Annotated in this window: 23 protein-coding genes and 1 pseudogene; 9 read left to right on the top strand and 15 right to left on the bottom strand. The window is 66.9% G+C overall.

Features of this window, described 5'->3' with window-relative positions:
• Positions 1-119: 119 nt before the first annotated feature.
• Entirely contained in the window at positions 120-1,082 is a 963-nt protein-coding gene (locus tag VN11_RS20555) for a pyridoxal-phosphate dependent enzyme (protein WP_053451083.1), read from the top strand.
• Complete coding sequence (locus VN11_RS20550) at positions 1,079-1,711, top strand: YdcF family protein (RefSeq protein WP_006475275.1); 633 nt, start codon at positions 1,079-1,081, stop codon at positions 1,709-1,711. Before VN11_RS20555 ends, VN11_RS20550 begins: the two co-directional genes overlap by 4 nt.
• 120 nt (positions 1,712-1,831) lie before the next feature.
• On the opposite strand, the gene bioC is transcribed toward VN11_RS20550, so the two are convergent.
• From bioC to bioB, 5 genes are all read right to left on the bottom strand, one after another.
• Positions 1,832-2,716: a malonyl-ACP O-methyltransferase BioC gene (gene bioC, locus VN11_RS20545; RefSeq protein WP_053451082.1), complete on the bottom strand. Its 885-nt coding sequence runs from the start codon at positions 2,714-2,716 to the stop codon at positions 1,832-1,834.
• A 12-nt stretch (positions 2,717-2,728) separates the two neighbouring features.
• Entirely contained in the window at positions 2,729-3,508 is a 780-nt protein-coding gene (locus VN11_RS20540; protein WP_053451081.1) for an SDR family oxidoreductase, read from the bottom strand.
• Positions 3,509-3,537: 29 nt separating this feature from the next.
• Entirely contained in the window at positions 3,538-4,317 is a 780-nt protein-coding gene (gene bioH / locus VN11_RS20535) for a pimeloyl-ACP methyl ester esterase BioH (RefSeq protein WP_053451080.1), read from the bottom strand.
• A gap of 17 nt (positions 4,318-4,334) precedes the next feature.
• Positions 4,335-5,558, bottom strand: a complete 1,224-nt coding sequence (gene bioF, locus VN11_RS20530; protein ID WP_053451079.1) for an 8-amino-7-oxononanoate synthase — start codon at positions 5,556-5,558, stop codon at positions 4,335-4,337.
• Positions 5,559-5,625: 67 nt separating this feature from the next.
• Positions 5,626-6,669 carry a biotin synthase BioB gene (gene bioB / locus VN11_RS20525; RefSeq protein WP_053451078.1) on the bottom strand — a complete coding sequence of 348 codons (1,044 nt, stop codon included), beginning with the start codon at positions 6,667-6,669 and terminating at the stop codon, positions 5,626-5,628.
• A gap of 119 nt (positions 6,670-6,788) precedes the next feature.
• Here bioB and VN11_RS20520 point away from each other — a divergent pair, with 119 nt between their 5' ends.
• From VN11_RS20520 to VN11_RS20490, 7 genes and pseudogenes are all read left to right on the top strand, one after another.
• Entirely contained in the window at positions 6,789-7,187 is a 399-nt protein-coding gene (locus tag VN11_RS20520) for a hypothetical protein (RefSeq protein WP_238581834.1), read from the top strand.
• 150 nt (positions 7,188-7,337) lie between these two features.
• A pseudogene (locus VN11_RS20515) lies at positions 7,338-8,700 on the top strand (chloride channel protein); the annotation flags it as partial.
• Positions 8,701-8,723: 23 nt separating this feature from the next.
• Positions 8,724-9,224 (top strand): hypothetical protein, encoded by a 501-nt coding sequence (locus VN11_RS22630; RefSeq protein WP_053451075.1) that lies wholly within the window; start codon positions 8,724-8,726, stop codon positions 9,222-9,224.
• A 192-nt stretch (positions 9,225-9,416) separates the two neighbouring features.
• Positions 9,417-10,586: an L-dopachrome tautomerase-related protein gene (locus VN11_RS20505; protein WP_053451074.1), complete on the top strand. Its 1,170-nt coding sequence runs from the start codon at positions 9,417-9,419 to the stop codon at positions 10,584-10,586.
• Between the two features lie 96 nt (positions 10,587-10,682).
• Positions 10,683-11,372 (top strand): ComF family protein, encoded by a 690-nt coding sequence (locus tag VN11_RS20500; RefSeq protein WP_053451396.1) that lies wholly within the window; start codon positions 10,683-10,685, stop codon positions 11,370-11,372.
• Between the two features lie 58 nt (positions 11,373-11,430).
• Positions 11,431-11,982 carry an HdeD family acid-resistance protein gene (locus tag VN11_RS20495; RefSeq protein ID WP_053451073.1) on the top strand — a complete coding sequence of 184 codons (552 nt, stop codon included), beginning with the start codon at positions 11,431-11,433 and terminating at the stop codon, positions 11,980-11,982.
• A 50-nt stretch (positions 11,983-12,032) separates the two neighbouring features.
• Positions 12,033-12,461 carry a SecDF P1 head subdomain-containing protein gene (locus tag VN11_RS20490; protein WP_053451072.1) on the top strand — a complete coding sequence of 143 codons (429 nt, stop codon included), beginning with the start codon at positions 12,033-12,035 and terminating at the stop codon, positions 12,459-12,461.
• Between the two features lie 94 nt (positions 12,462-12,555).
• Here VN11_RS20490 and VN11_RS20485 read toward each other — a convergent pair whose 3' ends face one another.
• The 10 genes from VN11_RS20485 to VN11_RS20440 all read right to left on the bottom strand — a co-directional run bounded on the left by VN11_RS20485 (position 12,556) and on the right by VN11_RS20440 (position 26,696).
• Complete coding sequence (locus VN11_RS20485; RefSeq protein ID WP_053451071.1) at positions 12,556-13,650, bottom strand: hypothetical protein; 1,095 nt, start codon at positions 13,648-13,650, stop codon at positions 12,556-12,558.
• A 57-nt stretch (positions 13,651-13,707) separates the two neighbouring features.
• On the bottom strand, positions 13,708-14,817 hold the full coding sequence (locus tag VN11_RS20480) for a hypothetical protein (protein ID WP_053451070.1): 1,110 nt from the start codon (positions 14,815-14,817) through the stop codon (positions 13,708-13,710).
• Positions 14,818-14,819: 2 nt separating this feature from the next.
• A complete protein-coding gene (locus VN11_RS20475; RefSeq protein WP_053451069.1) occupies positions 14,820-16,439 on the bottom strand; it encodes a hypothetical protein in 1,620 nt (539 codons plus the stop codon).
• Positions 16,432-19,185, bottom strand: coding sequence for a type VI secretion system Vgr family protein (locus VN11_RS20470; protein WP_428992463.1), 2,754 nt, complete (start codon positions 19,183-19,185; stop codon positions 16,432-16,434). The genes VN11_RS20475 and VN11_RS20470 overlap by 8 nt, the downstream gene beginning before the upstream one ends.
• 165 nt (positions 19,186-19,350) lie before the next feature.
• Positions 19,351-21,138 carry an MFS transporter gene (locus VN11_RS20465; protein WP_053451068.1) on the bottom strand — a complete coding sequence of 596 codons (1,788 nt, stop codon included), beginning with the start codon at positions 21,136-21,138 and terminating at the stop codon, positions 19,351-19,353.
• A 186-nt stretch (positions 21,139-21,324) separates the two neighbouring features.
• Positions 21,325-22,452, bottom strand: coding sequence for an N-acetylglucosamine-6-phosphate deacetylase (gene nagA, locus VN11_RS20460; RefSeq protein WP_053451067.1), 1,128 nt, complete (start codon positions 22,450-22,452; stop codon positions 21,325-21,327).
• The gene (locus tag VN11_RS20455) at positions 22,449-23,225 is read right to left on the bottom strand and encodes a DeoR family transcriptional regulator (RefSeq protein ID WP_049458368.1); all 777 of its coding nucleotides are present in this window, start codon (positions 23,223-23,225) and stop codon (positions 22,449-22,451) included. The genes nagA and VN11_RS20455 overlap by 4 nt, the downstream gene beginning before the upstream one ends.
• A gap of 34 nt (positions 23,226-23,259) precedes the next feature.
• Positions 23,260-24,594 (bottom strand): D-tagatose-bisphosphate aldolase, class II, non-catalytic subunit, encoded by a 1,335-nt coding sequence (locus VN11_RS20450; RefSeq protein ID WP_053451066.1) that lies wholly within the window; start codon positions 24,592-24,594, stop codon positions 23,260-23,262.
• A gap of 16 nt (positions 24,595-24,610) precedes the next feature.
• Positions 24,611-25,549 (bottom strand): ROK family protein, encoded by a 939-nt coding sequence (locus VN11_RS20445; RefSeq protein ID WP_053451065.1) that lies wholly within the window; start codon positions 25,547-25,549, stop codon positions 24,611-24,613.
• A complete protein-coding gene (locus tag VN11_RS20440; RefSeq protein ID WP_053451064.1) occupies positions 25,542-26,696 on the bottom strand; it encodes an SIS domain-containing protein in 1,155 nt (384 codons plus the stop codon). The genes VN11_RS20445 and VN11_RS20440 overlap by 8 nt, the downstream gene beginning before the upstream one ends.
• Between the last annotated feature and the right edge of the window lie 202 nt (positions 26,697-26,898).

Here is a 26,898-nt window from a genome sequence, read left to right as displayed (position 1 = left end):
GCGCGGGCATTGAATCGGCCCTTAATTCCGCTGGCCAGGATGAATGGAGGTGAAGGGCTGCATGCTGGCATGACGTGTGCCCCGGTCGCCAGCGCGGGGGCATACGTTAATCTTGCGTCATGAGCGATTCACTGTTGCCCCGCGCCGACGATGTCCTGCTTGCTGCCGCGAGGATCGCCCCGCATGCCAGCGTGACCCCGGTGCTGCGCTCGCACACGCTTGACGCGATGGCCGGCGCACCGCTGGCGTTCAAGGCCGAGCACCTGCAGCGCGGCGGCGCATTCAAGTTCCGTGGTGCCTGCAACGCGGTGTGGTCGCTCGATGCCGATCGCGCCCGTGCCGGCGTGGTCACCCATTCCTCCGGCAATCATGGCGCCGCGCTGGCCCTGGCCGCGCGCACCCGTGGCATTCCCTGCCACGTGGTGGTGCCCGAAGGTGCGGTGGCGGCCAAGCTGGCCAACATCGCCCGGCACGGTGCCACGCTCTGGCGCTGCCCGCCGACCATCGCCGACCGTGAGGCCACCTGCGCCAAGGTGCAGGCCGATACCGGCGCAACCCTGGTCCACCCCTATGCAGATCCGGCAGTGATGGCGGGGCAGGGCACCGCGGCCCTGGAACTGCTGCACAGCGATGGCCCGTTCGATGTGCTGGTGGTACCGGTGGGCGGCGGTGGCCTGGCCAGCGGTACCGCGCTGGCGCTGCAGCATGCCAGCCCGCAGACCCGGCTGGTGCTGGCCGAACCGGCCGGCGCCGATGACACCGCACGCTCGCTGGCCGCAGGCGAGCGCCAGGCGGCTTTCACCCCGGACACGATCTGCGATGGCCTGCGCACCCTGATCGGCGCGCCCAACTTCGAGCTGCTGCGCGCGGCGGGTGCGGAAGTGATCGTGGTCGATGACGCGGCCACGCTGGCGGCGATGCGCCTGCTGTGGGACGTGCTCAAGCAGGTGGTCGAGCCTTCCTCGGCGACCGTGCTGGCCGCGGTGCTGGCGCAGCCGCAGCGGTTTGCCGGGCTGCGCGTGGGCCTGGTGTTGTCCGGTGGCAATGTCGACCTGCCAGCGCTGCGCTGGGGGACGCCTTGAGCCGTGACCGGCAGCGGCACCGCACCGGCCTGCTGGGCTGGTTGTGGCGGCTGTTCGTGGTGCTGGTGATCTGGCTGCTGGGTGTGACAGCCTGGATCGTCTGGGTGGGTGAGCGTGACCAGGCGGCCAAGGCCGATGCCATCATCGTGCTCGGTGCAGCGGCCTATGACGCCAAGCCGTCGCCGGTGTTCGAAGAACGCATCCGCCATGGCCTGGATCTCTATGAGGCCCAGTACGCGCCACTGCTGATCTTCACTGGTGGCTATGGCGGCACCGGCGCGCGCTTTTCCGAATCGCAGGTGGCGCGGCGTTATGCGCTCAAGCACGGGGTGCCGGACGACGCGATCCTGATCGAGACCGCCTCGCGCAACACCGTGCAGAACCTGGTCGAAGCCAAGCGGTTGATGGACCAGCGCAACCTGCACCGGGTGATCATCGTCAGTGACCCGCTGCACATGGCGCGCGCGCTGCGCCTGAGCAAGGCGCTGGGTATCGATGCACTGGCCTCGTCCACGCCCAGCACGCGCTTCCGCAGCTTCCATACCAGCTGGCGTTTCCTGGTGCAGGAAATCTATTTCTTCCACCGCGACCTGGTGCGCCCGCCGCTGAGTTCGCCGGCCAATACCTGAGCGGCTGCCTGCTTCTGGTGGGTGCCGACCTTGGTCGGCACACGGCCGGCGGCGCCGCGATCTGATGGGTTGTGCCAACCAGGGTTGGCACCTACCAAAAGCAGATTCGCGGTCGCGTGATCAGGTCTGCTTGCGCCGGATCGGAATCGCCGACACCGGTACCGAAGCCACGTCATGCCCGCCTTCGCGGATCGGGGCACCCGGGTCCGGCGCCCAGGCGTGGGCGTAGATCACTTCCCAGCTGCTCGGCAGCTTGCCGTCGGCGCGGCGCATCGGCTCGTACGCGGCGGCGGCCGCAGCGAAACGGCCACGCCCGGTCAGCGTGTGGCGGCGGTCCGTCCTCGCGTTGGTCGCACCCATCGCGCGCAGTTCGCGCATCAGCGAGGGCAAATCGTCGTAGGTCAGGGTGAACAGGTCGCGGTCCAGCACCGGGTCGCGGAAGCCGGCCATCATCAGCGCATCGCCGAACTGGGCAATCTGCGCGAAGCGGCTGACGTGCGGGCGATCATCGGCGGCGGCAAAGGCTTCATTGAGTTCGACCAGCGTCTCCGGGCCGAAGGTCGAGCACAGCAGCAGGCCACCGGGCTTGAGCACGCGGCGGAACCCGGCGAACACCGCGGGCAGGTCGTCCACCCACTGCAGGCACAGGTTGCTGAAGATCACGTCCACGCTGTTGTCGGCCAGCGGCAGCGCGGCCGCATCGCCGCACAGGCGCTGGAACGGCTTCCACCAGCCGGCCTGGCGCTTGGCCTGGTCCAGCATCGGCAATGCCACGTCCAGCGCGATCACCTGCGCCTTCGGCCAGCGCTTCTTCATCAGTGCACTGGCGTGGCCGGTACCGGCGCCGATGTCCAGCACCACCTCGGGCTTGCGTGCCTCCAGGTAGTCCAGCGACTCGATCAGCCGCGACTGCACCTCGCGCTGCAGGGCGGCGGCGGCGTCGTAGCTGTTGGCAGCGCGGGCGAACGCGCGGCGGACGTGGCGGGCATCGAAGTGGGACGGCATTGCGAAAGTCTCTTAGAACGTACCGGGGTAGGCGCCGCCGTCGATCAGCAGGTTCTGCCCGGTGAGGTAACCGGCCTGTGCGCTGCACAGGAAGGCGCAGGCGGCGCCGAATTCATCCGGCGTGCCGAAGCGGCCGGCGGGAATCTGCTGGCGGCGGCGCTCGGCCACTTCGCCGGCGTCGCCATCCTTGCCCGCACTGTGGGCGAAGTTGGCGCGCAGGCGGTCGGTGTCGAACTGGCCGGGCAGCAGGTTGTTGATGGTGACGTTGTGGGCCACGGTGCGGCGCGACAGGCCGGCGACGAAGCCGGTCAGGCCACTGCGCGCGCCGTTGGACAGCGCCAGGATGTCGATCGGGGCCTTCACCGCCGAGGAGGTGATGTTGACGATGCGGCCGAAGCCGCGATCGATCATCGCGTCCACGGTGGCGCGGATCAGTGCGATCGGCGCCAGCATGTTGGCGTCCAGCGCGGCGATCCAGTCATCGCGCTCGAAGTTGCGGAAATCACCGGGCGGCGGGCCACCGGCATTGGTGACCAGGATGTCCACCTGCGGGCACGCGGCCAGTGCCGCAGCGCGACCGGCCTCGGTGGTGACATCGGCGGCGACCGCGCGGACATCCGCAGCGCCGGGCAGGGCGCGCAGCTCCTCGGCCGCGTGCTGCAGCGCCGCCTCGCCACGGGCCACGATCACCACGTTGACGCCCTCGCGCACCAGCGCACGCGCGCAGCCCAGGCCCAACCCCTTGCTTGCGCCGCAGACCAGTGCCCAGTGGCCGTTGATACCCAGATCCATGCGTCAGTCCTGCGCGGTTCGGAAGGCGCTCATTGTCCGCCATCGGCCGGTGACAGGCCGGCAACGAAGTGTTGCAGGGCAGCGGCGACCTCGTCGGCATGGCCGAGGAACGGCGCATGGCCGCCATGGGCAACGGTCAACGCCTGACTCTGCGGGGCCAGCGCCGCAGCGGCCTGCATCGCGGCCGGCGACACCAGGCGGTCGCGCTGGCCGGCGATCCACAGGCTGGGTTTGCCCAGGGTCGGCAGTGCGCCGCGCAGGTCGGTGTTTTCCAGCAGGCGCAGGCCTTCCAGCAGCGCACGTTCGGTGGGCGCACCGCGCTCGACCAGGCGCTGGCGCAGCGTGCGCAGCTCCTCGCGGGCGTGCGCCGAGCCCATCACGTCCAGTGCCAGGAAGCGTTCCAGGGTGCCGCCGAAGTCGGTGGCCAGCTCACGCCCGAACTGCTCGAACACCGCCGGTTCCACCGCATGCGGCCAGTCCTCGCCACGCACGAAACGCGGCGTGGCCGCGATCATCGCCAGCCCGCGCACCTTCGGCAGCGTCGCTGCCGCATGCAGTGCGAACAGCCCGCCCAGCGACCAGCCGCACCACACCGCCGGCGGCGTGGCCGCGGCAATGGCGTTGACCACGAACGGCAGGCGCAGCGGCGTGGTGTCGTCGCGGCTATGGCCGTGGCCGGGCAGATCGACCCGATGCAGGGTGAACCGGTCCGCCAGGCGCTGCACCAGCGGTGCGAACACACCGCCCTGCAGGGCCCAGCCATGGATCAGAACCAGGTCCGGCCCACGGCCGGTCACTTCAATATGCATGGGCAACGACGCGGAACTCAGGCAAAGGCGGGCAGCGGTGGCGGGGCGCTCTCACGTGCGGCCAGGGTCACGTGGTCGCGCGCGCTGGCGATGGCGTCGACCAGGCCGCGCACCTGGTCCGGCGAGTGCAGTGCGGACAGGGTGACGCGCAGCCGCGCCTTGCCTTCCGGTACCGTCGGCGGTCGGATCGCGCCGACCAGCCAGCCGGCCTGTTCCAGCGCCCGCGACATCGCCACGGCCGAGTGGTCGTCGCCACACAGCAACGGTTGGATCGGGGTCTCCGAGGCCATCAGGTCCAGTCCGTGGCGACGCGCTTCGCTGCGGAACAGCGCGATCAGATCAGCCAGTTTGGAGCGGCGCCAGTGGTCGCGGCGTGCCAGGCGCACCGCTTCCAGTGCCGCCGCCGCCATCGCCGGTGGTACGGCGGTGGTGTAGATATAGGGGCGTGCGGTTTCGGCCAGATGCTCGATCAGGTCGTCGCGGCCCAGCACCAGGGCGCCGGAACCACCCAGCGCCTTGCCCAGCGTGACCAGCTGCAGCGGCACATCGTCCACGCCCAGTCCGGCCGCCGCGACCGCGCCACGGCCATCACCGACCACGCCTACGCCGTGCGCGTCATCGACGTAGAACAGCGCCTGCTGCAGTCGTGCCACCAGCGACAGTGCACGCAATGGGGCGATGTCGCCATCCATGCTGAAGACACCATCGGTGGCCAGCATCGCCGCGCCATCGGGCGCATGCTTGAGCTGACGCATCGCACCTTCCGCATCCAGATGCGGATAGCGGCGCAGGCGCGCGCCGGCAAGCCGGGTCGCATCCAGCAGGCTGGCATGGTTGAGCCTGTCCTGCACGCACACATCGTTCTCTTCGCTCAGCAGCGCCTGCTGCACCGCCAGGTTGGCGGCGAAGCCACTGCCGAACAGCAGTGCACGCGGGTAGCCGAGCCAGTCGGCCACTTCGCGCTCCAGCGCATCGTGCATTGCGTGGTGGCCGCACACCAGGTGCGAGGCACCGGCGCCAGCGCCCTCGCGCGCGGCGGCATCCTGCAGCGCGTTGACCACGCTGAACTGCTGGGCCAGGCCGAGGTAGTCGTTGCTGCAGAAGCCGGTCAGCCACTGGCCGTCCACTTCCAGGCGCACACCATCACGACGGCTGACCGTGCGTCGCGGGCGGCGACGCCCCTGGGCATCGCGCAGGGCGCGCTGGGCATGAAGGCGAGCGGTCAGGTCGGGGCGGGCCATGGCGGCTGAATGCGGCGACGGGGCGGCTAGGGTAGCGCGTTGCCGCGACGCCTGCCTGCATCCCGTCTCAGGCCGCGTGAGCGCAGCCGCAGCCGGGAGCATCGGCGCTGATGTCGGCGTGCACGGTGCCACCGTGGTCGTGGCCCTCGGCATCCACCTGCACCGCCATCGGCTGCAGCCCCAGCCGCGCGAACAGGGCCAGGTCGCGCTCGCTCTCCGGGTTGCCGGTGGTCAGCAGCTTGTCGCCGTAGAAGATCGAATTGGCACCGGCAATGAAGCACAGCGCCTGCAGTTCGTCGCTCATGGCCTCACGCCCGGCCGACAGCCGCACCATCGAGCGCGGCATGGCGATGCGCGCCACGGCGATCATGCGCACGAACTCGAACGGGTCCAGCTCGGCACTGCCGTGCAGCGGTGTACCCGCCACCTGCACCAGCTTGTTGATCGGCACTGAATCGGGATGGGCCGGCAGCGTGGCCAGCGCCAGCAGCAGGCCGACCCGCTGCGCGCGCGTCTCGCCCATGCCGACGATGCCGCCGCAGCAGGTTTTCAGGCCGGCGTCGCGCACGTGCTCCAGCGTATCCAGGCGGTCCTGGTACTGGCGTGTGTGGATGATCGAATCGTAGTAGTCCGGCGCGGTGTCGAGGTTGTGGTTGTAGTAGTCCAGGCCGGCATCCTTCAGCGCACGCGCCTGTTCGCCACTGAGCATGCCCAGCGTGGCGCAGGTCTCCAGGCCCAATGCCTTCACCCCGGCGATCATCGCCGCCACCTTCGGGATGTCGCGGTCCTTCGGCGAACGCCATGCGGCGCCCATGCAGAAACGCGACGCACCGGCGGCCTTGGCCTGGCGTGCCTTGGCCAGCACCGCGTCGGTGTCCATCAACTTCTGTGCGTTCACCCCGGTGCTGTAGCGCTGCGCCTGCGGGCAGTACGCGCAGTCCTCCGGGCACCCGCCGGTCTTCACCGACAGCAGCGTGGAAACCTGTACCTGCGATGGGTCGAAATGGTCGCTGTGGACCGCTGCGGCGCGGAACAGCAGCTCAGGGAACGGCAGATCGAACAGCGCCTGCAGTTCGTCGTGTTGCCAGTCGTGGCGGATGGCAGCAGCCATGGCGGGACCTTGGGTACGAGTGGAGCGAGGGCGGCAGTGTGGGTGGGCGCACCGGGACTGTCAACCGAAATGTATTAAATATAGTTTACAGTGGCCGGTACGCGCAGCTGGGACACGCGTTGAAACTGATCCGGAAGGAGGCGGTGCGCGCTGCGCCGGCGATACACTCAGGCGTGCACATTCAATCGGGCCGCGTTGCAATGGACTCTCTCGACAGCTGGTTGCCGATCACCCGCGAAGAGCTGGAAGCTCTGATCGCGCGGCAATTGCAGGACTGCTCACCGGGGCACCGAGCCATCTTCGAAACGCTGCGTGTGCCATTGCGTGCAATGCCACTGCACAGGCTGGGCACCATCGAGTCGGTGTGGGTGGTCGCACAACTGCCTGACGGGTTGCTGTACTACGAGGACGTCGAGGAAGGGTTCGAGGTGGGTGCGCCCGGCGAGGATGGGGTACTGCCGGACCGGGGCTGTTCGCAGCTGGAGCTGACCCACGTTCTGCATCGTTTGGCGATCTGAACATCGGCGTTGCAGATTGTTGCATCTGTCCGGGTTTCGGGTGCGTTTCTCCGCAGCACCAGTGCATTTCACCGCATCCTGCAAGGCCTTCAGCCACAGTGGCCGCTGTCCGCCAGCCTTCGCAGCGTCCAGACTGCCCTGCATGATTGATCTTTACCGCCTCCGCGGCCGTATCACCGCGCTGGTCCTCAGCGAGGCCTGGCGCCGCCGCGCCGCACTCTGGGGCGGCGCCGTGGCCGTGGCACTGGTGGCGATCCTGTTCGCCAAGGCCAGCGACGCCGCCTTCCATCTGTTCCAGCGCATCACCTCGCACTCGCCGTGGTGGGCCCTGCTGCTCACGCCTGGCATCTTCGCGTTGCTGGCCTGGCTGACCAGTGGCGTGCTGAAGCCCACGCGCGGCAGCGGCATTCCGCAGGTCATTGCCGCGTTGGACAAGCCGGATGAGTCGTTCCGCAGGACCAATCTTTCGCCCGCGGTCTCGGCGGGCAAGCTACTGCTGACCTCGTTGTCGCTGCTCGGCGGCGCGTCCGTTGGCCGTGAAGGCCCGACGGTGCATGTGGGTGCCAGCCTGATGTACCTGTTCGGCCGCTGGTTCGGCTTCAAGGACCCACGCGAGCTCTCGCACTTCCTGCTGGCCGGTGGTGCTGCCGGCATCGCGGCGGCGTTCAACACGCCGCTGGCCGGTATCGTTTTCGCCATCGAGGAGCTCAGCGGCCGTTTCGAGCATCGCTTCTCCGGCACCCTGCTGACCGCGGTGATCGTCGGTGGCGTGGTGTCGCTTGGCCTGCTGGGCAATTACACCTACTTCGGTCATGTGAGCGCACGCCTGCCGCTGGGCCAGGGCTGGCTGGCGATCCTGCTGTGCGGCGTGGTGGCCGGATTGCTGGGCGGAGTGTTCGCGCGTGCGGTGCTGGCCAGTGCGGCGGGGCGTCCGCGTTGGCTGGGCCAGCTGCGGCAACGGCATCCGGTGCTGCTGGCCGCCGGATGCGGCCTGGTGGTGGTGCTGCTGGCGCTGGTCTTCGGTGAAGGCGCGTTCGGTACCGGTTATGAGCAGGCGCGCAGCCTGGTGCAGGGCCAGGCGATGGTCGGCCACGAATTCGGGCTGATGAAGCTGCTGGCCAATCTGGCGTCCTACGTGGCGGGCATTCCCGGTGGCCTGTTCTCGCCCGCGTTGGCGGTCGGCGCCGGCCTGGGCCACAACCTGGCAGTGCTGATGCCGGGCGTGGACCCGCGCGCGTTCGTGCTGCTGGGCATGTGCGCCTACCTGACCGGTGTCACCCAGGCGCCGCTGACCTCGGCGGTGATCTCGCTGGAGCTGACCGACAGCGGTGATCTGCTGTTGCCGATCCTGGCCACGGTGCTGATTGCCCGCGGTGTGTCCGGGCTGGTATGCCGGGTGCCGATCTATCGTGGGCTGGCGGAGTTGTTGATGGTGCCGAAGACGGTTGGAGATGTGGCTGTCGAGGCGCCCGCTGTGCGATCCTCCCACTCGCGTGAAAATGGAGATGAGTAGGAGCAATGCAGCCAGGAGTCGCAATGTTCCTCCCGCAGGAGGTGTTGGCGCCGTTACGGTGCTACTTCGTCACCGATGATGGTTCGCTCCCGGAAGTGGAGCTCACGTGCTGTGAAGCCGCCGGGACGGCTGATGCGTTCGCCTATCTGTTTGCCTGCGGTGCCCGCGTCGCGGCTTCTGGAAGCGTGCAGCTCTGGCTCGGTGCGGAAGATCGTGGTCAGCCGTTCATGGGGCCGGGCGACGCGCGGCGTGTTCTCCAGGACGAAGTAGAGCCTTTCCATATCAGTCTTGCAGACATCGCCTGCGACGGCGTTCTTCTGCCAGAACTGGGTGTGCTCGTCATGCGCCATGGGTTGACGCTTGACTACCGCATGGGACCGTCGTGGGGCGAGCGGGAGGTACAAGCCTTCCTGCTTCTTCTGCACCAGTTGCAGCAGCGGGGTGCTGTGATGACCGTTCCCTGGTGGGGTGAAGAAGGCCAGCACAGGTTCGAGACCGCGTTGGCAGCCATTGAGATGTGTTGAGCGGGTTCGCCACAAGGCAGGCACGCAACTGATAGACGATATTCATTGCTTCGATCAACGCGATCAATCTTCCTTTCATCTTCACTCCTGCAGTGAAGATGATTCCCCGTTGCACCGTCTACCCGATGCCAGGTGCGCCGCTGAAGATGCACCCACGCCGGGGCTGCACCCGGACCTGCATCGAGAGCAACCATGATCAACTGCAGTATCCGCCGCCTGGCGGCTGCCGTGCTGGCCCTGGCCAGTTCCCCCGCGCTGGCGCTGGCAGGAACGCCTGTGCTGCCCAGCGATCGTAGCATCGGCATCATCGAGCCGGTGGCGCGTTTCGAGGGCGCCATGCCCACCAGCGTGGCGGTGTCCGAGACCGGGAGGATCTTTGTCAACTTCCCGCGCTGGGGCGATGAGGTGCCTTACAGCGTGGCCGAATGGCGCGACGGCCGCGCCGTGCCCTATCCGGATGCGCGCATCAACCGCAAGGACGGTCCCGATCCGGCGGCCCACTTCATCAGCGTGCAGAGTGTGGTGGCCGATGGCCAGGGTCGGTTGTGGGTGCTGGACACCGCCGCGCCCGGGTTCTCTGCACCTCAGGCCGGCGGCGCCAAGCTGGTGGCGATCGATCTGGCCACCAATACCGTGGCCAGAACGCTGGTGTTCCCGGCCAACGTCATCGACGCGCGCACCTACGTCAACGATGTGCGCTTCGATTTCCGTGTCGGTCGCGAGGGCGTGGCCTACGTGACCGACTCGTCGCTGAGCGGCATCGGCGGCATCATCGTGATCGACCTCGCTACCGGCGCCGCGTCCAAGCGCCTGATCGGCCATGTGTCCACATCGGCCGATCAGGCATTCGTACCGATCGTGGAAGGACAGCAGATGCGGCTGCGCAACGCGGATGGTTCCACGCAGCCGTTCACCGTGGCTGCCGATGGCATTGCGTTGTCGCCGGATGGCGCGACGCTGTTCTATACCCCGTTGTCCAGTCGCCATCTGTACAGCGTGCCCACCGCCTTGCTGCGCGACCCCAAGGTAAGTGAGGCGGCGCTGGCTGCGGCCGTGGTCGACCTCGGCGACAAGGGCGCGTCCGATGGTATGGAGATGGACGCCAACGGCCGGCTGTATGCGAGCGACTACGAGCACAACGCCATCCATGCCCGCGATGCGCAGGGGCGCTGGACGACTGTGGTGCACGACCCGCGCATCCTGTGGCCGGATACCTTGTCGATGGGGCCCGATGGCTATCTGTACTTCACCGCCAACCAGCTGCATCGGCAAGCCGGATTCAATGGCGGCGCGGATCGGCGGCAGACGCCGTACATGGTGTATCGCACTCGGGTGGATGCGAAGCCTGCGCCAACGCGGTGAAGTGATCGGGGCAGAATGTGGACGATGAAAATGCCTACGGGTCGTTGAGGGCGCCCCCGATGGCAACGCGCTGACGGCGGCGACATGCTGAAGTGCATGTCTGCCTTCTTCAACCCAGTCCGCCACGTGCAGGCTGCACTTCGTGTGCTGCTACCGCTCCGCTGCCTGGTCTGCGGTGACCCGGGCCACGATGGGCTGGACCTCTGCGCTGCATGCCTGGCCGAACTTCCGTGGTCCGGCCGCGCCTGCCTGCGCTGCGCATTGCCGCTGCCCGACAACGCGTTGATCGTCTGCGGAACCTGCCGCGAGGAGGTACCGCCACAGGCCGCCACGCATGCCAGCCTGCTGTACCTGCCGCCTGTGGATCAGCTGCTGGTGCGCTACAAATTTCATCAGGATCTCGCAGCCGGACGCCTGCTCGCGCAACTGATGCAGCGCGCGCCGCCGCCCTGGTGGTGTCCGCCACTGGTGCCGGTTCCGTTGCACAATCGCCGGTTGCGCCAGCGCGGCTACAACCAGGCGGGCGAGCTATGCCGGTTGCTGCCGATGCCGGTCTGGCAAGGGCTGTACCGGCGCCGCCACACCGCACCGCAGTCCGAACGCACGGCCGAACAACGCAGGGAAAATCTGTTCGATGCGTTTGCTATCCGTGGTCCGGTGCCCACGCGGCTGACCGTGGTCGATGACGTGATGACCACCGGCAGCACGGTGATGGAGGTCGCCGAGACGCTGCGCCTGGTCGGCGCTGCGGAGGTGCGCGTGTGGGTATGCGCGCGGGTGCCGTGATCGCTCCCTTCATCGACAGGGGCTAGGATGCGTCAGGTTCCGGATCGAAGGAGTGGCCATGAATTCCCCCTTGTCTCCCTTGTTGTCGGCGGTCGGCCGTAGCTGGTGGATCCTGCTGTTGTATGGGCTGGTCGCGCTGGGCTTCGGCATTGTCGCCATCGGCTGGCCGCTGTCGGCGGCGATGGCACTGGCGTGGACGCTGGGTGTAGTCGCCATCGTTGAGGGCGTCATCAGTCTATTCGCACTGATCAGCGGCGGCAGTGGCGCTTCCCGTGGCTGGCTGGCGCTGTATGCCATCGCTTCGCTGGGTTTCGGCATCCTGGCGGTGATCAATCCGCTGGCCACCGCCAGCGTGCTGGTGCTGTTCCTGGCGGCGTGGCTGCTGGTGGCCGGCATCTATCGCATCGTGTTCGCGATCCGCGTGCGCAAGCAGATTCAGGGCGAGTGGCTGCTGATTCTTAGTGGCGTGCTGGCAGTGGTGCTGGGCCTGCTGTTTGCGGCCAACCCCTATGCGGGCGTGGCGGTGACCACGCTGTGGATCGGCATCGGCAGCCTGCTGTATGGGCTGCTGCAGGTGCTGGTGGCGTTCAAGCTGCGGAAGCTGAAGTGAGGGCTCTGCTTGCGCTGGTGTTGGGGGCGGCGACGGCCCTGGCAGGCTGCATGCCCAGCGCGATGCCCGCCATGCGGGTGGGAGCGGACCGCCCGCCACTGCCCGGCGTGGATGTGCGCCTGAGCGCGGTCGATGCGGCCGGCAAGGGCGTGCCGGTACAGTGGCAGGACGAGAAGCTGACGCTGCGCGAGCCTCCACTTGCCAGCAGTGCGGACATCGCTGACGTGCGCGCCGTGCAGGATGAGTACGGCCAGACGGCGCTGCAGATCCGCTATCGGCCCGAGGCGCACCAGCGCATCCACGATGGCACAGCGGCGATGGTCGGCCAGCGCATGGCGATCAGCGTGGATGGCCGGGTGCTGATGGTGGCGACGGTGCAGGGACCGTTTGCTGAATCGATGAACCTGAGTGGGTTGACCGGTAGTGATGCCGAGGCACTGGAGAAACACATCACCGGGTCTGTGCCGGTGAAGCCGTAGCAGCGGGTAGGTGCGTGCATGCGCCGTGCGCGTGGGACAGCGTGCTGCCTTGGGGAAGGGCCGCCATTGATACAACCCTCAACCAGTGATGGGCTCAGCGCTTTGGCGGCGGCGCCTGGTCTGCAGCCCAGATCCAGAAGGTGTCACCCCAGTCGCTGTTGATGGCGGGGAACACATCGCCTTGCTTGAAGAAGCGCCGACCACCTTGCGCGGGCGTGTACCACCAGCCGGCCACAGGCACCCGCTTGCCGGCGGCGACTCGGTCCGGTCGGAGATCCGGCTGATCGGTGCCGGTGTAGCTGCCGTCGATTTCCTCGAATTCATCGGCAATGGGTTCGACAAAATACCAGTCGCAATCCTTCAGATCGAAGGCCGAACCGGCGATCACTGACGGAGCCACCTTCACCAGATCGGCCTGAATGTCTGACCATCCATAGGGATCCAGATGCCGGTTTGCATCGAGGAAGCGATACAGGCCTTCTGCATCGCCCCACAGTCGCTCTCGACCGAACTGCCGCAGTACGGCTCGTCCAACATCATTGGGGGCCATGGCTGGGCAAAGGTGTCCGTACCCACCAGTCCATGCAAACTGAAGTGAAGCTATGGGGTCATCTTTGGCAACGTAGATACCAGTGCGCGGAGGAACCTGATTGGTTCGCACGACAAAATCTGTGCGGACACGGAATTTTGGGATTCGATGTGAGTCGATCACGCCCTTGTTCCAGAGCAGCCAGAATGAGAAGTCATTCTTGACGGGGGGGCGTGCGACTATGCCGGAGAGCTCCCGTGCATATCTGAAGACGCTTTCGGTGGTGTCACGGAACAGCTTTTCCTGCTCCGGCGTCGCCCAGGTCATCTGGTAGGCGTACTCCTCCAGCATGCGAGCACATTGGTGTTCACCTGCTCCTCGATACCGCTCGATTGAGCGCAGTGCTATGTCTTCAACCACACATTCCCGGAACTCCATCAGTGCAGGATAGGCATACGTCGAAAAATGCGATGCCGTATCTTGTGATTCCCAACCCGCCAAGGCTCTGCCAGCTGTATCCAGATGCGAGCGCTCATCAAGTATCTGGTCGGTCATGGCTAGCAGGCTGTCGATCTGCGGCAACAATCCCTTCAGATAATCCATCGAGGTGAAATGATGGATGAGGGCGGCTTGGCGCTTGTGCCAGGGCGTCAATTCCATGGGGCGGGCATGCTTCTGATGGTGCAACTCCGGAAAGGGCAGGTCATGAAATGCTCTTCAACCCAATGCCGGCGGCGTCTGGTCTGGCGCCCAGATCCAGAAGGTGTCACCCCAGTCGCTGTTGATGGCGGGGAACACATCGCCTTGCTTGAAGAAGCGCCGACCACCTTGCGCGGGCGTGTACCACCAGCCGGCCACAGGCACCCGCTTGCCGGCGGCGACTCGGTCCGGTCGGAGATCCGGCTGATCGGTGCCGGTGTAGCTGCCGTCGATTTCCTCGAATTCATCGGCGATGGGTTCGACAAAATACCAGTCGCAATCCTTCAGATCGAAGGCCGAACCGGCGATCACTGACGGAGCCACCTTCACCAGATCGGCCTGAATGTCTGACCATCCATAGGGATCCAGATGCCGGTTTGCATCGAGGAAGCGATACAGGCCTTCTGCATCGCCCCACAGTCGCTCTCGACCGAACTGCCGCAGTACGGCTCGTCCAACATCATTGGGGGCCATGGCTGGGCAAAGGTGTCCGTACCCACCAGTCCATGCAAACTGAAGTGAAGCTATGGGGTCATCTTTGGCAACGTAGATACCAGTGCGCGGAGGAACCTGATTGGTTCGCACGACAAAATCTGTGCGGACACGGAATTTTGGGATTCGATGTGAGTCGATCACGCCCTTGTTCCAGAGCAGCCAGAATGAGAAGTCATTCTTGACGGGGGGGCGTGCGACTATGCCGGAGAGCTCCCGTGCATATCTGAAGACGCTTTCGGTGGTGTCACGGAACAGCTTTTCCTGCTCCGGCGTCGCCCAGGCCATCTGGTAGGCGTACTCCTCCAGCATGCGAGCACATTGGTGCTCGCCTGCGACACTGTATTGCTCGATTGAGCGCAGTGCTATGTCCTTGACGATGCCTTCACGAAACTCCATGAGCGCCGGAAAAGCGTACGTCGCGAAGTGTGATGCCGTATTTTGGGAGCTCCAACCTGCCAAGGCTCTGCCCGCCGTATCCAGATGCGATCGCTCATTGAGCATCTGGTCGGTCAGCGCCAGCAGGCTGTCGATCTGCGGCAACAATCCCTTCAGATAATCCATCGAGGTGAAATGATGGATGAGGGCGGCTTGGCGCTTGTGCCAGGGATTGAGTTCCAGGTATTGGTTGCTCATGTTCAGCGATTGAGTTTCTGGCCGGAGATGTTTGGCAGCCCTAGCTTCACATCGTTCATCTGGGTGCCAAAATCAGTTGTGCCCCAGCCTGTGTCAAGAGGGCCGAGAATGCGCGGATTGTTGATCTCCGTCCGGAGGCCTACGTACTTTACCTGCTCGTGCGGAGGCAGCAGCTTCCACTTGTCATAGGTCATGCTGCTCTTGGTCATGGCGCCGGTGGTTTCATTGACCGCGTAGTACTCCGAACTATCGGCCAACGTCCTCTTCCCCGGCATGCCGGAAGCGTCATATTCAAAGGCCGCATCGAATTTGATCTGCTCGTAGCCGCCTTCAAGGTGGTGATCCTTCAGCTCTTTCTTGATTTGCGCAGATGCCGGGCCGCGCCACACCTTCAGTTCTTCTCCTGCCTTGAGCTCATAGACGACGAACTGTCCATTGGGGTTCCAGTCTGGCCAGACGGCCAGGTGCTTTCGCCAGGTGGCCCTCGGGTCGGCTGACTTCATGATCGTATTGAAGACTTCTTCGGTAACCCAGTCCGCACCGGCACTGAAGTTCGCTGGTGAGACCACGCGATACAGCTTTGCAGGTCCCTTGATCGTATCGGCGCACATGCCTTTGGCAAAACTCTTGATCTGGTCATCGGTCAATTTCGGGAAGCCCTTGTCCGCCATCTTGTCGACACGTGCACGATAGTCGGACGGATCGAGCGGCATATTCTTGGTTGGCTCTCCTTTACCAAGCCACGAAGGCGGCGGATCAACCCGCCGCATCAACGTGACGGCATGTGCCTCGGGCAGCGTTCCGGTGAAATGGAAATTGCCGGCGTTGACGATGCCGCGTCGCTGCACCATGTCTTCGAATTCAAGGCGCTTGATGATCGTGTCAAGGATGCGCTGTACGGGCGCCAGTACTTTTCCGATGTAGTTGTCTGCGATCTTCCGGATGCCAACGACGAGGTCGATGGTCTCCTGGGCACGGCGCCCCACCATCGGGATGTCGGCCACCTTGCCCAGCAGGCTACGCATCAGCAGCACGGCGCGATCGAAGGCTTTCAACAGCTGTGCCTGGGTCACCCGTGCACGCACGATGCGGGTCTGCTTGGCCAGCTCATGGAACACGCGGTCCCAGCGCAGTGCTTTCCAGTATTGGGCGACCTCACGTCGGCGCAGGAGCGTGATGACCCAGCTCATGGCCTCATCCACAGCGCGCACAAGATGGTTCAAGCCGAAGCGGCGGATGAAGAGGAAGAAGATCTTCAATACACCCTTCAGCAGCGAGCCCAGCGTGGGGATCAGGCCGATCAGGGTCAGGACCAGCGCGATCCAGGCCCAGGAATTGCTCTTGTCGTCGTTGATCTGCTTGCAGTTGGCAATGATGTCTCGGACGTCGCAGACCTGGTCCACGCCGGGGATCATTGAAATGGCGGTGTCGAATACGACCTGCCCGGTGCTGCGCTCCTGGTTGAAGTCCCCCTGGATCGACTCCCACAGCCATGCGAAGACGTTCTTGCCGCCGTCGACAGCACTCCTGTACTGCTCGCTGATGAAGGCGAGCGCTTCGCGAAGCTGCTGCAGGGTGACGGGGGCTGCCTGATTGGGGAGATCGGTGCGCGAATCACCCACGGCCCGCACCCTGTTGAGGGTTGGCGATCAGTTCGAGGTCGGGCCAGTTGTCTTCCGTATCAGCGCTGCGGGGTTCATAGACGACCTTCTCTACCTCCTGCTTCGGGATGGGCTCATGGTGGGCCTTGCCGGCAACATCCAGCTTTCCCTTGATGACCGAGCCGTTCCTGAAGTGGATTTCGTAAGGAGTGCCTGCCATGGCCTGTTGTGTTTCCACATCGCGGTAGTCCAACGCGATCCAGTCGGGAATGCGCTGAAGCCCTCCAGGAAGCGGAGGGATGAACGGGACAGCGTGCTCCCCGCCCATGAACGGATGCTCGCCGGCCTTGACCTTGAACTCGCCGGGGCAGCTGAAGGTGATGTTGCCGCCCTCCAGCGTGATCGCACTGCTGCCGGCCTGCAGCACCACCTTGGTCTGCGCCAGCACGTCGATGCGCTCGTCGGTGGCGGTGATGGTCAGCGCCTGCTCGCTCAGCAGTTCCAGCTCGCCATCGTTGGCCTGCAGGCTGACCGGCCCCTGTGCGGCGATCACCCGCAGCGGGCCGCTCTGCGCGAACAGCGAGACGTGCTCGCCGGACACGGTGGCGAGGGTCTCGCCGGCGCTGACGTGCAGGTCCTGCTGCACGGTCATCTGCAGGTTCTGCCCGGCATAGGCCACGGCGCTGGCCGCGGTGGTCCAGGCCACGTGGTGCGGCGCTTCGGCCACCAGCAGCGGCGTGCCCAGCCGTTCCACCGGCTGCTCGCCAGGGCTGCGGCCGTCGCTGCCGGGCTTCATCGCGCTCTGCCCGTTCACGTCGCCGGTATAGCGGCCCTGTGCCTTCGGGTCGATCTGCTCGCGCAGCTGCTGGGTGCGCTGGTACTCGGCCAGGCCCGGCACCTGCTGCTCGGCCAGGGTCTGCTGCATCTGTTCCAGGCTGCGTTCGGCGCCTTTGAGCTGCGCCACCACGCTGGCGTTGTCCATCACCGTGGATGCGGCGCGCTCCTGCAGGCTGGCCGACAGCAGCAGGCCTTCGCTGGCATGCACGTTGCCCCAGCCCTGCGTGGCCAGCTCGAAACCTTCGCCGCGCAGCGCGCCGCGGGCGGTGTCCTGATGGGCGATCAGGTAGCCCAGTTCCAGCCGGCTGTCGGCCAGCGAGCTGTGCAGGCGGGTGCGCAGCTGGCCGGGGGTGTCATCCATCAGCCACTGCTGGGTGCCGCTGCCGTCGTGGGCCTGGGTATGCAGGCCACTGAGCACGCCGGGATGGCGCGCGTTCTCGTCGATGCCACCACCGAAGGGCGGGGCGACCTCGCCGTTGTACAGCTGGCCGGTGATGCGCGGCTGGTCGATGTCGCCGTGCAGGAATTCCACCAGCACCTCGCTGCCCACGCGGGGCAGGAAGCTGGTGCCCCAGTTGGGGCCGGCCACCCATTCGGCCACGGCCACCCAGCTGCCGCTGGTGTGGTCGCCGGGGGCATGGCCGGGCTGGGCACTGCCGGTGTCGGTCAGGCCACCGGGGTTGGGCGTACTGCCGCGTTGCCAGCCAAACTGGATGCGCACCTGGTGCTCGCGGTTGGGGGTCACCGCCGCGTTGGCGATGCCGACCACGCGCGCGGTCTGCGGGCCGTGCAGGGTGGGGCGGTCCTGCGGCAGGGCACGCAGCGGCACGCCACTGCCGGTGGCGATGAAGCTGTTGCGGTAGGCACCGCGCTCCAGTGCCGGGCTGCCCAGCAGGTCGGCAATGCCCTGGTCCAGGTTGTTCAGGGCCACGTGCTGCACCGCCAGCAGCTGGAAGGCCTGGCCTTCGTGCTGCGGATGCTGGGCCAGGCTGAAGGTGCTGCCGGCGGCCAGCTGGCGCTCGCTGCCGCTGCCGCTGTAGAGCACCTGGCCGACGCGCAGCGCATCCAGCCGCGCCTGCGCTTCGGCATCGGCCCAGCCGGACTGCGCGAAACGGCCGGCGCGCGGCTGCACATAGACCTCCAGCGCCGGCAGGCTGCCGGCGTCGGCACTGGACTGCGCGGCCACGGCACCGACCTGCTCGCTGTGCCAGCTGGCCACGGTGCTGGCGTTGGGCACCAGCTGCTGGCGCTCGGCGAAGGCGGTGATGCCATCGCGGGCCTCGGCCATGTCGGCGCGGTGGAAGCGCAACGTGCCGCGGTCAGGCAGCTCGGCCCCCGGCTCGAACACCACCAGCGTGTGTGCGGCCTCATCGCCCTGTGCCTGCTCGATGCGCCAGGCCAGGCCGGCTTCGGCCAGCAGGCGGGTGACGAAGGCCCAGTCGGTCTCGCGGTACTGGGTGGTGATCGCACGGACCGGCAGTTCGGCCTGCACGTCGAAGCGGAACACCGCCTGCGGGTAGTCGGTGAAGATCTGCTCGCAGATGGCGCGGGTGTCCTGGTCCTGGAAGATCACCGCGTTGCGGCGCAGCCGCAGCAGCGCCGTCCAGGGTTCAAGGATCAGGCGGTAGCGGGCCAGGCCGCCATCGCTGCCCAGCTGCGCGGCCTCGGTGCACAGGCCATGCCACTGCCGCAGCGAGCCGTCGGCCTGGTGCAGCTGCAGGGTCAGCGGCTGCTCCAGCCAGGATTCCAGTTCCAGGAAGGCGTCGGTGGCCAGGCAGTCGATCTGCAGGCGGTTGTCGCCGCAGACCGATTCGGTGCCTTCGAAGCGTTCGACGACCCACGTTTCATGCAGCCCCTGCAGGTGCAGCAGGCGTGGTTGCCGGGCGTCGAGCGTGATTGCCCGGACCAGTGCGACACCAGCGGCATCCATGCCCATGCAGAATCTCCCTTTGTAGTGGGAGAACTGTTGGGGCAGGACACCGCCGGCTGCCGCGAGCTACGCCATTCCTGCGGGATGCATCACGCTTGTTGGCCCCGAATCGGGCTGTTCACGACAGGATTCCGGAAGACGGGCTGTGCAATCGCGACGCCGCGATCAGCCCCGCTTGCCGGCAAACCGTGCTTCGATCTCTTCCAGCGACTTGCCCTTGGTCTCGGGCAGCCATAGCGCGGCCACCAAGAAGAACACGAAGGTGCACGCCGCCCAGAACACGAACATGCTGGCGTAGCCGGAGTGGCCCACCGTGGGCAGGAAGATCGCGGCGATGGTGGTGGACACGAACTGGTTGATCAGCAGCGCGATGCTCATGCCGTTGGAACGGATGCGGTTGGGCATCAGTTCGGACAGCGCCAGCCACACGCAGACGCCGGGGCCGACCGCGAAGAACGCGACGAATACCAGGATGCAGGCGGCCACCGCCCAGCCGTGTGCCGGCGGCGGCACCGGGCCGATGCGGGCCTGCTCGATGCGCAACGGTGCCTGCGCGGCCTTGGCCGGGTCGGCGAACGGGTTCAGGTGGAGCGTGCGGAAGAACGCGCCGATCACGCTGTCCGCCTGCACGGTGCCGGCACGCTCGATGCGCAGCTCGCGATCGGTCAGGTTGTCGCTGCGCAGGGCGCGCACATTGGTGAAATCGCCGTAGGCGTACGACACGGTCAGCTGCAGTGGCCGGCCTTCGCTGTCGATGCCTCCGCCCAGGCGCTGCCACTGCGTTTCATCCAGCACCAGCTGCAGGCCATCGCCGCTGACGGCGGCCTGCAGCTGCGATTGCACGTCTGCGCGGCCACGCTCGGCCTGGAAGAACAGGGTCGCGGCGGCCAGCAGGGCCACGCAGATACCGCCGCTGCCGAGCATCAGCAGGAACTTGCGGCCCTTGCGATCGACCAGCAGCAGCGCGACCACGGTCATCACCGCATTGAGCAGCTTGATTGCCACGTCGGCGCTGTTGGCCACCGAGCCGGACAGGCCGGCCTGGTTGAGGATGTTCACCGCGTACGCCAGCACCGAATTGATGCCGGTGGCCTGGGTGCAGGCCAGCACCACGCAGGCGAGCAGGAACGGCACCACGTAGCGGCGGCTGAGCAGCGGGTCGCGCTTGCCGTCGCGGCTGCTCGATTCCGGCGCCTGGATCTGTGCAAGCGTCGGCTCCACCTCCGAAGCGGGCAGTACGCGCTGCAGGCTGCGGCGCGCATCATCGATGCGACCGCGGCGCACCAGCCAGCGCGGCGACTCGGACAGCCAGAAGATGCCGGCGCAGAACAGCAGGCCCGGCGCCAGGCAGGTCCAGAAGATGGTGCGCCAGGCGTGGTCCTTCACCGTGAACAGTTCCTGCGCCTGTTGCGCGACCGGCAGTGAGCGCACGGCTTCAGCGGCGGCGTCGACTGCATGTGCGTGGTACAGGCCGATCAGCGCCGCCAGTACCAGGCCGATGGTCAGCAGCAGCTGGAACATGGCCGCACCGCGCCCGCGTCGTTCGGGGCTGAGCACTTCGGCCAGGTACAGCGGAATCACCACACCGATCAGGCCGCCACTGATGCCCTGCAGCAGTCGGCCTAGCAGCAACGGCGTGTAGCCCGAGGCCAGCGCCATGATCGGAATCGACGCGGTGAACAGCAGGCCGGCCAGCAGCATCGCGCCGCGGCGGCCGACCAGGTCGGCGACCATGCCGGCGAACAGCGAGGACAGCACGCTGCCCAGCAGCACCGCCGCCACGACGAAGCCGAGCTGCTGGCTGCTGAGCTGCCAGGCGTGGCTGGCGGTCGCTTCAAGATAGGGCAGGGCACCAGCGATGATGCCGATGTCGATGCCGTACAGCAGGCCGCCGAGGCCGCCGATGAAGAGCAGGTAGCGTACGGGCCAGCGCGGGGCGGTGGGTGCAGTCATCGGCATATTCCCAGGAGGCGTTTCGGTGCGGATTGCTTTCGTAGAGTCGAGCTTGCTCGACTGACCGCGCAGGGCGCGGCAGAGCAGTCGAGCAAGCTCGACTCTACAAAGGCGGTGCGTCAGGCATTTCCGGCGTCAAGGAGCGGTGGTACGTCAGGTGTTCCAGGCGTCAGGACGGGCGGCACGTCAGGCGTTTGCAGCGTTGAAATCAACCACGTGCCCGCCGACCACCACCTGCTGCAGGCGCAGTTCGGCGTCCAGCACCACCAGGTCGGCGCGGGCGTCGGGCGCGATGCGGCCGCGATCGCCCAGGCCAAGGTAGTCGGCAGGGAAGGTGGAAACGCGTTGCGAGGCGTCAGCCAGGTCCAGCCCGACCCGCACCAGGTTGCGCAACGCCTGGTCCATGGTCAGCGCGCTGCCGGCCAGCGAACCGGTCGCCAGTCGCACGCAGCCGCCGCACTTGTGCACGCGTTGCTCGCCCAGGGCGTATTCGCCATCGGGCATGCCGGTGGCGGCAGTGGCGTCGGTCACTGCGTACAGGCGCGGGATCGCGCGCGCGGCCAGCCGGATCACGCCGGGGTGGATGTGCTGCAGGTCGGGAATGATCTCGGCGTACTGCGCATGCGCCAGCGCCGCCGCGGCAATGCCCGGGCGATAGTGATCGACGCCGGTCATGCCGTTGAACAGGTGGGTGAAACCGGAGGCACCGGCCTGTAGCGCGGCCACGCCTTCCTCGTAGGTACCGGCGCTGTGGCCGAGCTGCACACGGATGCCCATCGCTGCAAGCGCGGGAATCAACGCGGTGTGCTCGCCGATCTCCGGCGCCAGCGTCATCACCCGGATCGGGGCGAGTGCGTGCAGCTGCTGCACCAGGGCCAGCGTCGCTTCGATCGTGCGGTTGGGCTGCGCGCCCAGCCGTTGCGGGCTGATGAAGGGGCCCTCCAGATGCACGCCGACAATGCTCGCGGCCTCTGCATCTGGTGCCGCCATCGCAGCGGCCACGCCCTGCAGCGCCTGCTCGATTTCGTCCAGGCCAGCGGTCATGGTGGTGGCCAGCAGCGTGGTGGTACCAAAGCGCAGATGGGTGCGGGCAATGGTGCGCGCCACGTCGCCGCCCTGCATCAGGTCCACGCCGGCTGCGCCATGCACATGCAGGTCGATGAAGCCGGGCAGGATCACCGGCAGCTGCAGATCGTCAGCGCCGCTGTGGTCGTCCACCTGCAGCTGGCGCACGTGCGAATCGAAGTGGACATGGCCGCGCCGCCAACCCAATGGGGTGAGGATGCGGCCCTGCAGGGAGCGGGTGTCGGTCATGCGGTGGGCTCGGCGATGATCACTTCGATGCCCAGCCGTTGCAGTCCCTCGCGGGAGGCGTCGTCGATGCCGGCGTCGGTGATGATGGTGTGGATCTGATCCAGCAATGCGATGCGGTGCAGGCTGACGCGGCCGAACTTGGAGGCGTCGGTCAGCACCACGATGCGGCGCGCGCGCTCGACCATGCGGTGGTTGAGGCGGGCTTCGGCTTCGTCGTGGGTGGTCAGGCCGAACTGCAGGTCCAGGCCATCCACGCCCAGGAACAGGGTGTCGAAGCTGTACGAGTTGAGGCTGGCTTCGGCCTGGCTGCCCTGCAGCGACAGCGACTGCTGGCGCAGCAGGCCGCCGGTCAGCAGCACGTTGATGCCGGGTGCATTGGCCAGTTCCCAGGCGATGTTCAGGCCGTTGGTCATCACCGTCACGTCGCGCTGTGTGCGCAGGTGGCGGGCCAGGGTCATCGTGGTCGAACCGGAATCGATGATGATGTTGTCACCGGGGCGCACCAGGCGTGCGGCGCAGGCGCCAATGGACTCCTTCAGCGGCAGGTTCAGCGCATCCTTCTCGTGGATGTCCTGTTCCTGCGGCGGCGTGCGCACCAGGGTGGCGCCGCCGTGGGTGCGGTTGGCCAGGCCCTGCGACTCGAAATGGGTCAGGTCGGCCCGGATGGTCACCGCCGACACGCCGAAGCGCTCGACCAGATCGGCCACCTGCACCGAGCCATGCTCGATCAGCAGCTGCAGGATCTGTTGCCGGCGGGAGCGGGTGTTGCGCATGGCCATCTCTCGGTGTCGTCAGGAAAGGTAGAGATTAGCCGTTCGCAAGAACGGAGGCAGCCGAACTTTCGTTCTGCTTGCGGGGGCCAGCCTGGTTGGCACTGCAGGCGCGGGCATACTCGCCCAGGCACAGGCCGATGCGGTGCTGCACCAGTGCGGTGGGGGTGTTGGCCAGAGTGCCTTCGCGCACGGCACGGTACTGCTCCGGCAGGTACTGGCTGAGCAGCACCAGTGGCGGTGCGTGCTGTTCCAGGTTGGCGAACAGGGTCTGCACCGCCTGCACCAGTGCCGGCTCGCCCCAGTAGTAGCGGCAGCGGTCGCTGAAGGAGTAGCTGCGCAGCAGGCGCAGTGCGGCGTCATCGCCCTGGTAGTAGGACTGCCAGTACTTCGGCTGCGCCACCATCACCTCGTCCAGCACCTGCGGCAGGCGCGAGCATTGCGCGGCCGGCAGCAGTTCCGCTTCGATCGCAGCCAGCGCGAACAGCGCTTCACGGTAGGCGAAGGTGGCGGCCGGGCCGACCTTGAGGATGGCGAAGTGGTCGCGCACCAGCGTGTGCAGGCCGCTTTCGCGCTGGTAGTCGGTGGAGTGCGCTTCGAACACGATGCGCGGCTGCTGTTCGAGGAAATCGGCCAGCGTGCCAGCGGCGGCGGCATCGTACTCGTGCACGCTGCTGTGGTCGAAGTCCACGCCCGGCTGCACCACCATCGCGATCACGCGCTGCCAGGCATCGCGCAGCTGCGGCGTATCGAATGCCTGCTGGTGGATGGCCAGGGTCTGCGCGGCGGCCGCGGGCGTGGTCACCTGCAGGCCTTCGGCCAGCGAGGCTTCGCCTCCGGGAATCGGCACTTCGGTACCGATCACGTAGACCGGCGGTGGCAGGCCATGCTCGGCGGCGGTGCGCTCGGCGATCCCGGCCAGCTCGGCCGAGCGCGCGGCGACGATGGCATCGGGCAACGGCACCGGGTCGTCGGCACAGGACATGCTGCAGTCCAGATGGATCTTGTGGAAGCCGGCGGCGACGTAGGCCTCGATCAGCACGCGGGCGTGGGTCATCGCTTCGGCGGCCGGGCGCTTCTGCCAGGCATTCGGGCCGAGGTGGTCGCCGCCCAGGATCAGCCGCTCGCGCGGGAAGCCTTCCTCATCGGCCAGGGTGCCGACGTAATCGCGGTACTGCGGCGGGGTCATGCCGGTGTAGCCGCCGAACTGGTCGACCTGGTTGGAGGTGGCCTCGACCAGCAGCACGGTGCCGTGCGCCAGCGCCACGTGCATGGCGGCGCGCAGCACCTGCTCGTTGCTGCAGCAGACGCTGTACAGGCCGACGTTGGCACCGGCGCGGTGGGAGGCAAGCAGGGTCTGCAACGGGGACATGGTCAGGCTCCGGACATCAGGAAAACGAGGGGTGGCAGGCGAGCAGGGCAGCACCACGTGCGCCGCCGGCATCGCCGAAGCGGGGCGGCACGATCGGCGGTACCTGCACGCCGTTGAACAGATGGGCGGCGATGGCCGCTGGCAGCTGCTGGTACAGCGGCGCGTACTGCGAGAGGCCACCGCCCAGCACGATCACGTGCGGGTCGAGTGCCAGCACCAGTGCGGCCAGGCTGTGGCCGAGCAGGTCGCGGTGGATGTCCAGCGCCTTGCGCGCGCGGGTATCGCCGGCTTCGGCGAGTGCGATCACCGCGCTGGCGTCGGCGGCACTGCCGCCCAGATGGCGTTCGATCATCGCCAGTCCACTGCCGGAGACGTAACGCTCGACGCAGCCCTGCAGGCCGCAGGCGCAGTCGATCAGCGGCAGGCCGTGGCGCTGCAGCAGGTGGCCGGGCACGCTCCAGTGGCCCCATTCGCCGGCCAGGCCGTTGAAGCCGGACAGCAGGCGGCCGTGCAGGCAGAAACCACCGCCTGCACCGGTGCCGAGGATGGCGCCAAACATGCTGGGGTAGCCGTCGGCGGCACCGCCATGTGCTTCCGACAGGGCGAAGCACTGCAGGTCGTTGCCGAAGTGCAGCGGGCGCTGCAGGCGGGCCTGCAGATCCGACGCCACGCTGTGGCCGGTCAGTGCCGGCACGTTCGCGCTGAGCTGGCGACCCGTGCGGCGATCACGCACGCCGGGCAGCGCGATGCCGATGGCGGCGTCGTTGCGGCCCAGTGCAGCATCCGCATCGGCCACCAGCCCCAGCATGGCCTGCAGGAAGCCTTCATAGTCGCCCTGCGGCGTGCTGACGCGACGGCGCCAGGTGACCTGCATCGCCGCATCGCACGCCACCAGCTCGATCTTGGTGCCGCCGATGTCGATGCCGTAGCCGGCGTGGGCGATCAGCTCAGCCATGGTGGATGGTGACGCCCTTGACGACGCGGTTGACGGTGCCGTCCGGGAACGGATTGTCCGGGGTCAGGCCCAACGCGGCCGAGCGTTGCAGCGCGAACAGCTGCGCAAAGCCCAGCCACACCGGCGCCAGCCACGGGTCATCCAGTGCCGGCACGGTGAGGGTGTATTCGTCTTCGGCACCGATATCCGAATGCGGGCCGATCGCCAGCACCTGGCCGGCCACGCCGTCGCGGCGCAGTTCTTCCAGCAGGTCCTGCTCGTAGCGGCGCGCCAGCGGCTGCACGCTGCGCAGCACCACCACCAGCGTGTTGCCGTCCAGCGTCGACTTCGGGCCGTGGCGGAAACCCAGTGGCGTATTGGCCAGCGCCAGCACGCGGCCGGCGGTCAGCTCCAGCACCTTCAGCGCGCACTCGCGGGCCAGCGCTTCCAGCGGGCCGCTGCCGAGATAGATGATGCGGTTGAACGGGCGCTGCGCCAGCGCGGCGACCGGCGCATCCCACTGCGCCTGGCCTTCGCGGGCCAGCGCGGCGATCTGCTTCAGGCGCGCGATGCGCGCGTCCCACGGCGAGCGGTCGAATACGGTCAGCGCGGCCAGCAGCATGCAGGTCAGGCTGCTGGTCATGGCGAAGGCGCGGTCGCAGCTGGCCGACGGCATCAGCAGGGTGCAGGTATCGGCACGGCCGGCACCGCGGCGGGCCAGCTCGCCATCGGCGTTGCAGGTGATGTCGAGGAAGCGTGCGTCATCCACGTCGCCGCGCACGCGGTCCACTGCCGCCACGCTTTCCGGGCTGGAGCCACTGCGGCCGAACGAGACCAGCAGGGTCGGGCGGTCGCGCTGCAGGTACAGCGCCGGGTGGGTCAGCAGGCTGGTGGTATGCACCACGCGCACGTCGGCCGGCCACTGCGCGTTGATCGCGTCGGCCACCATCTCGGCGATGAAGCCGGAGCTGCCGGCGCCGGTGAACAGCACGCGCTGGTGGGGATCGTTGAGGCTGTCGCCGAGGAAGGCCTGCAGGCGGTCGCGGGCACGCGACAGATCCTGCGCAAGGGCTTCCCACAGCGCAGGCTGCTGGGCGATTTCGGTAGCGGTATCGGCTCCGCCCAGGCGCTGCCAGGCGGACACATCGGAAAGCAGGGTGACGTCCATTCGGAGGTTCCAGTTGGGCCAGCGCACCATCTGTGTTTTCTTTCGAAATGTCAAATACCGAAAGCAAAAAGAAAGAAAATGTGATGCCGTGTTTGCCTTGAGCTGGACGTGCGGGAAAACGAAAGAAGAGGCTGGATGCCGTATCGCACAATGATTAACAGGCGCCTGCAAGCGCTTACACAAAGTATTGCGACGCAGCAAC

This window comes from Stenotrophomonas maltophilia (assembly GCF_001274595.1).
GTDB lineage: Bacteria > Pseudomonadota > Gammaproteobacteria > Xanthomonadales > Xanthomonadaceae > Stenotrophomonas > Stenotrophomonas forensis.
Note: the sequence above shows the minus strand (reverse complement) of the source record. Positions and strands in the feature narration are given on the sequence as shown.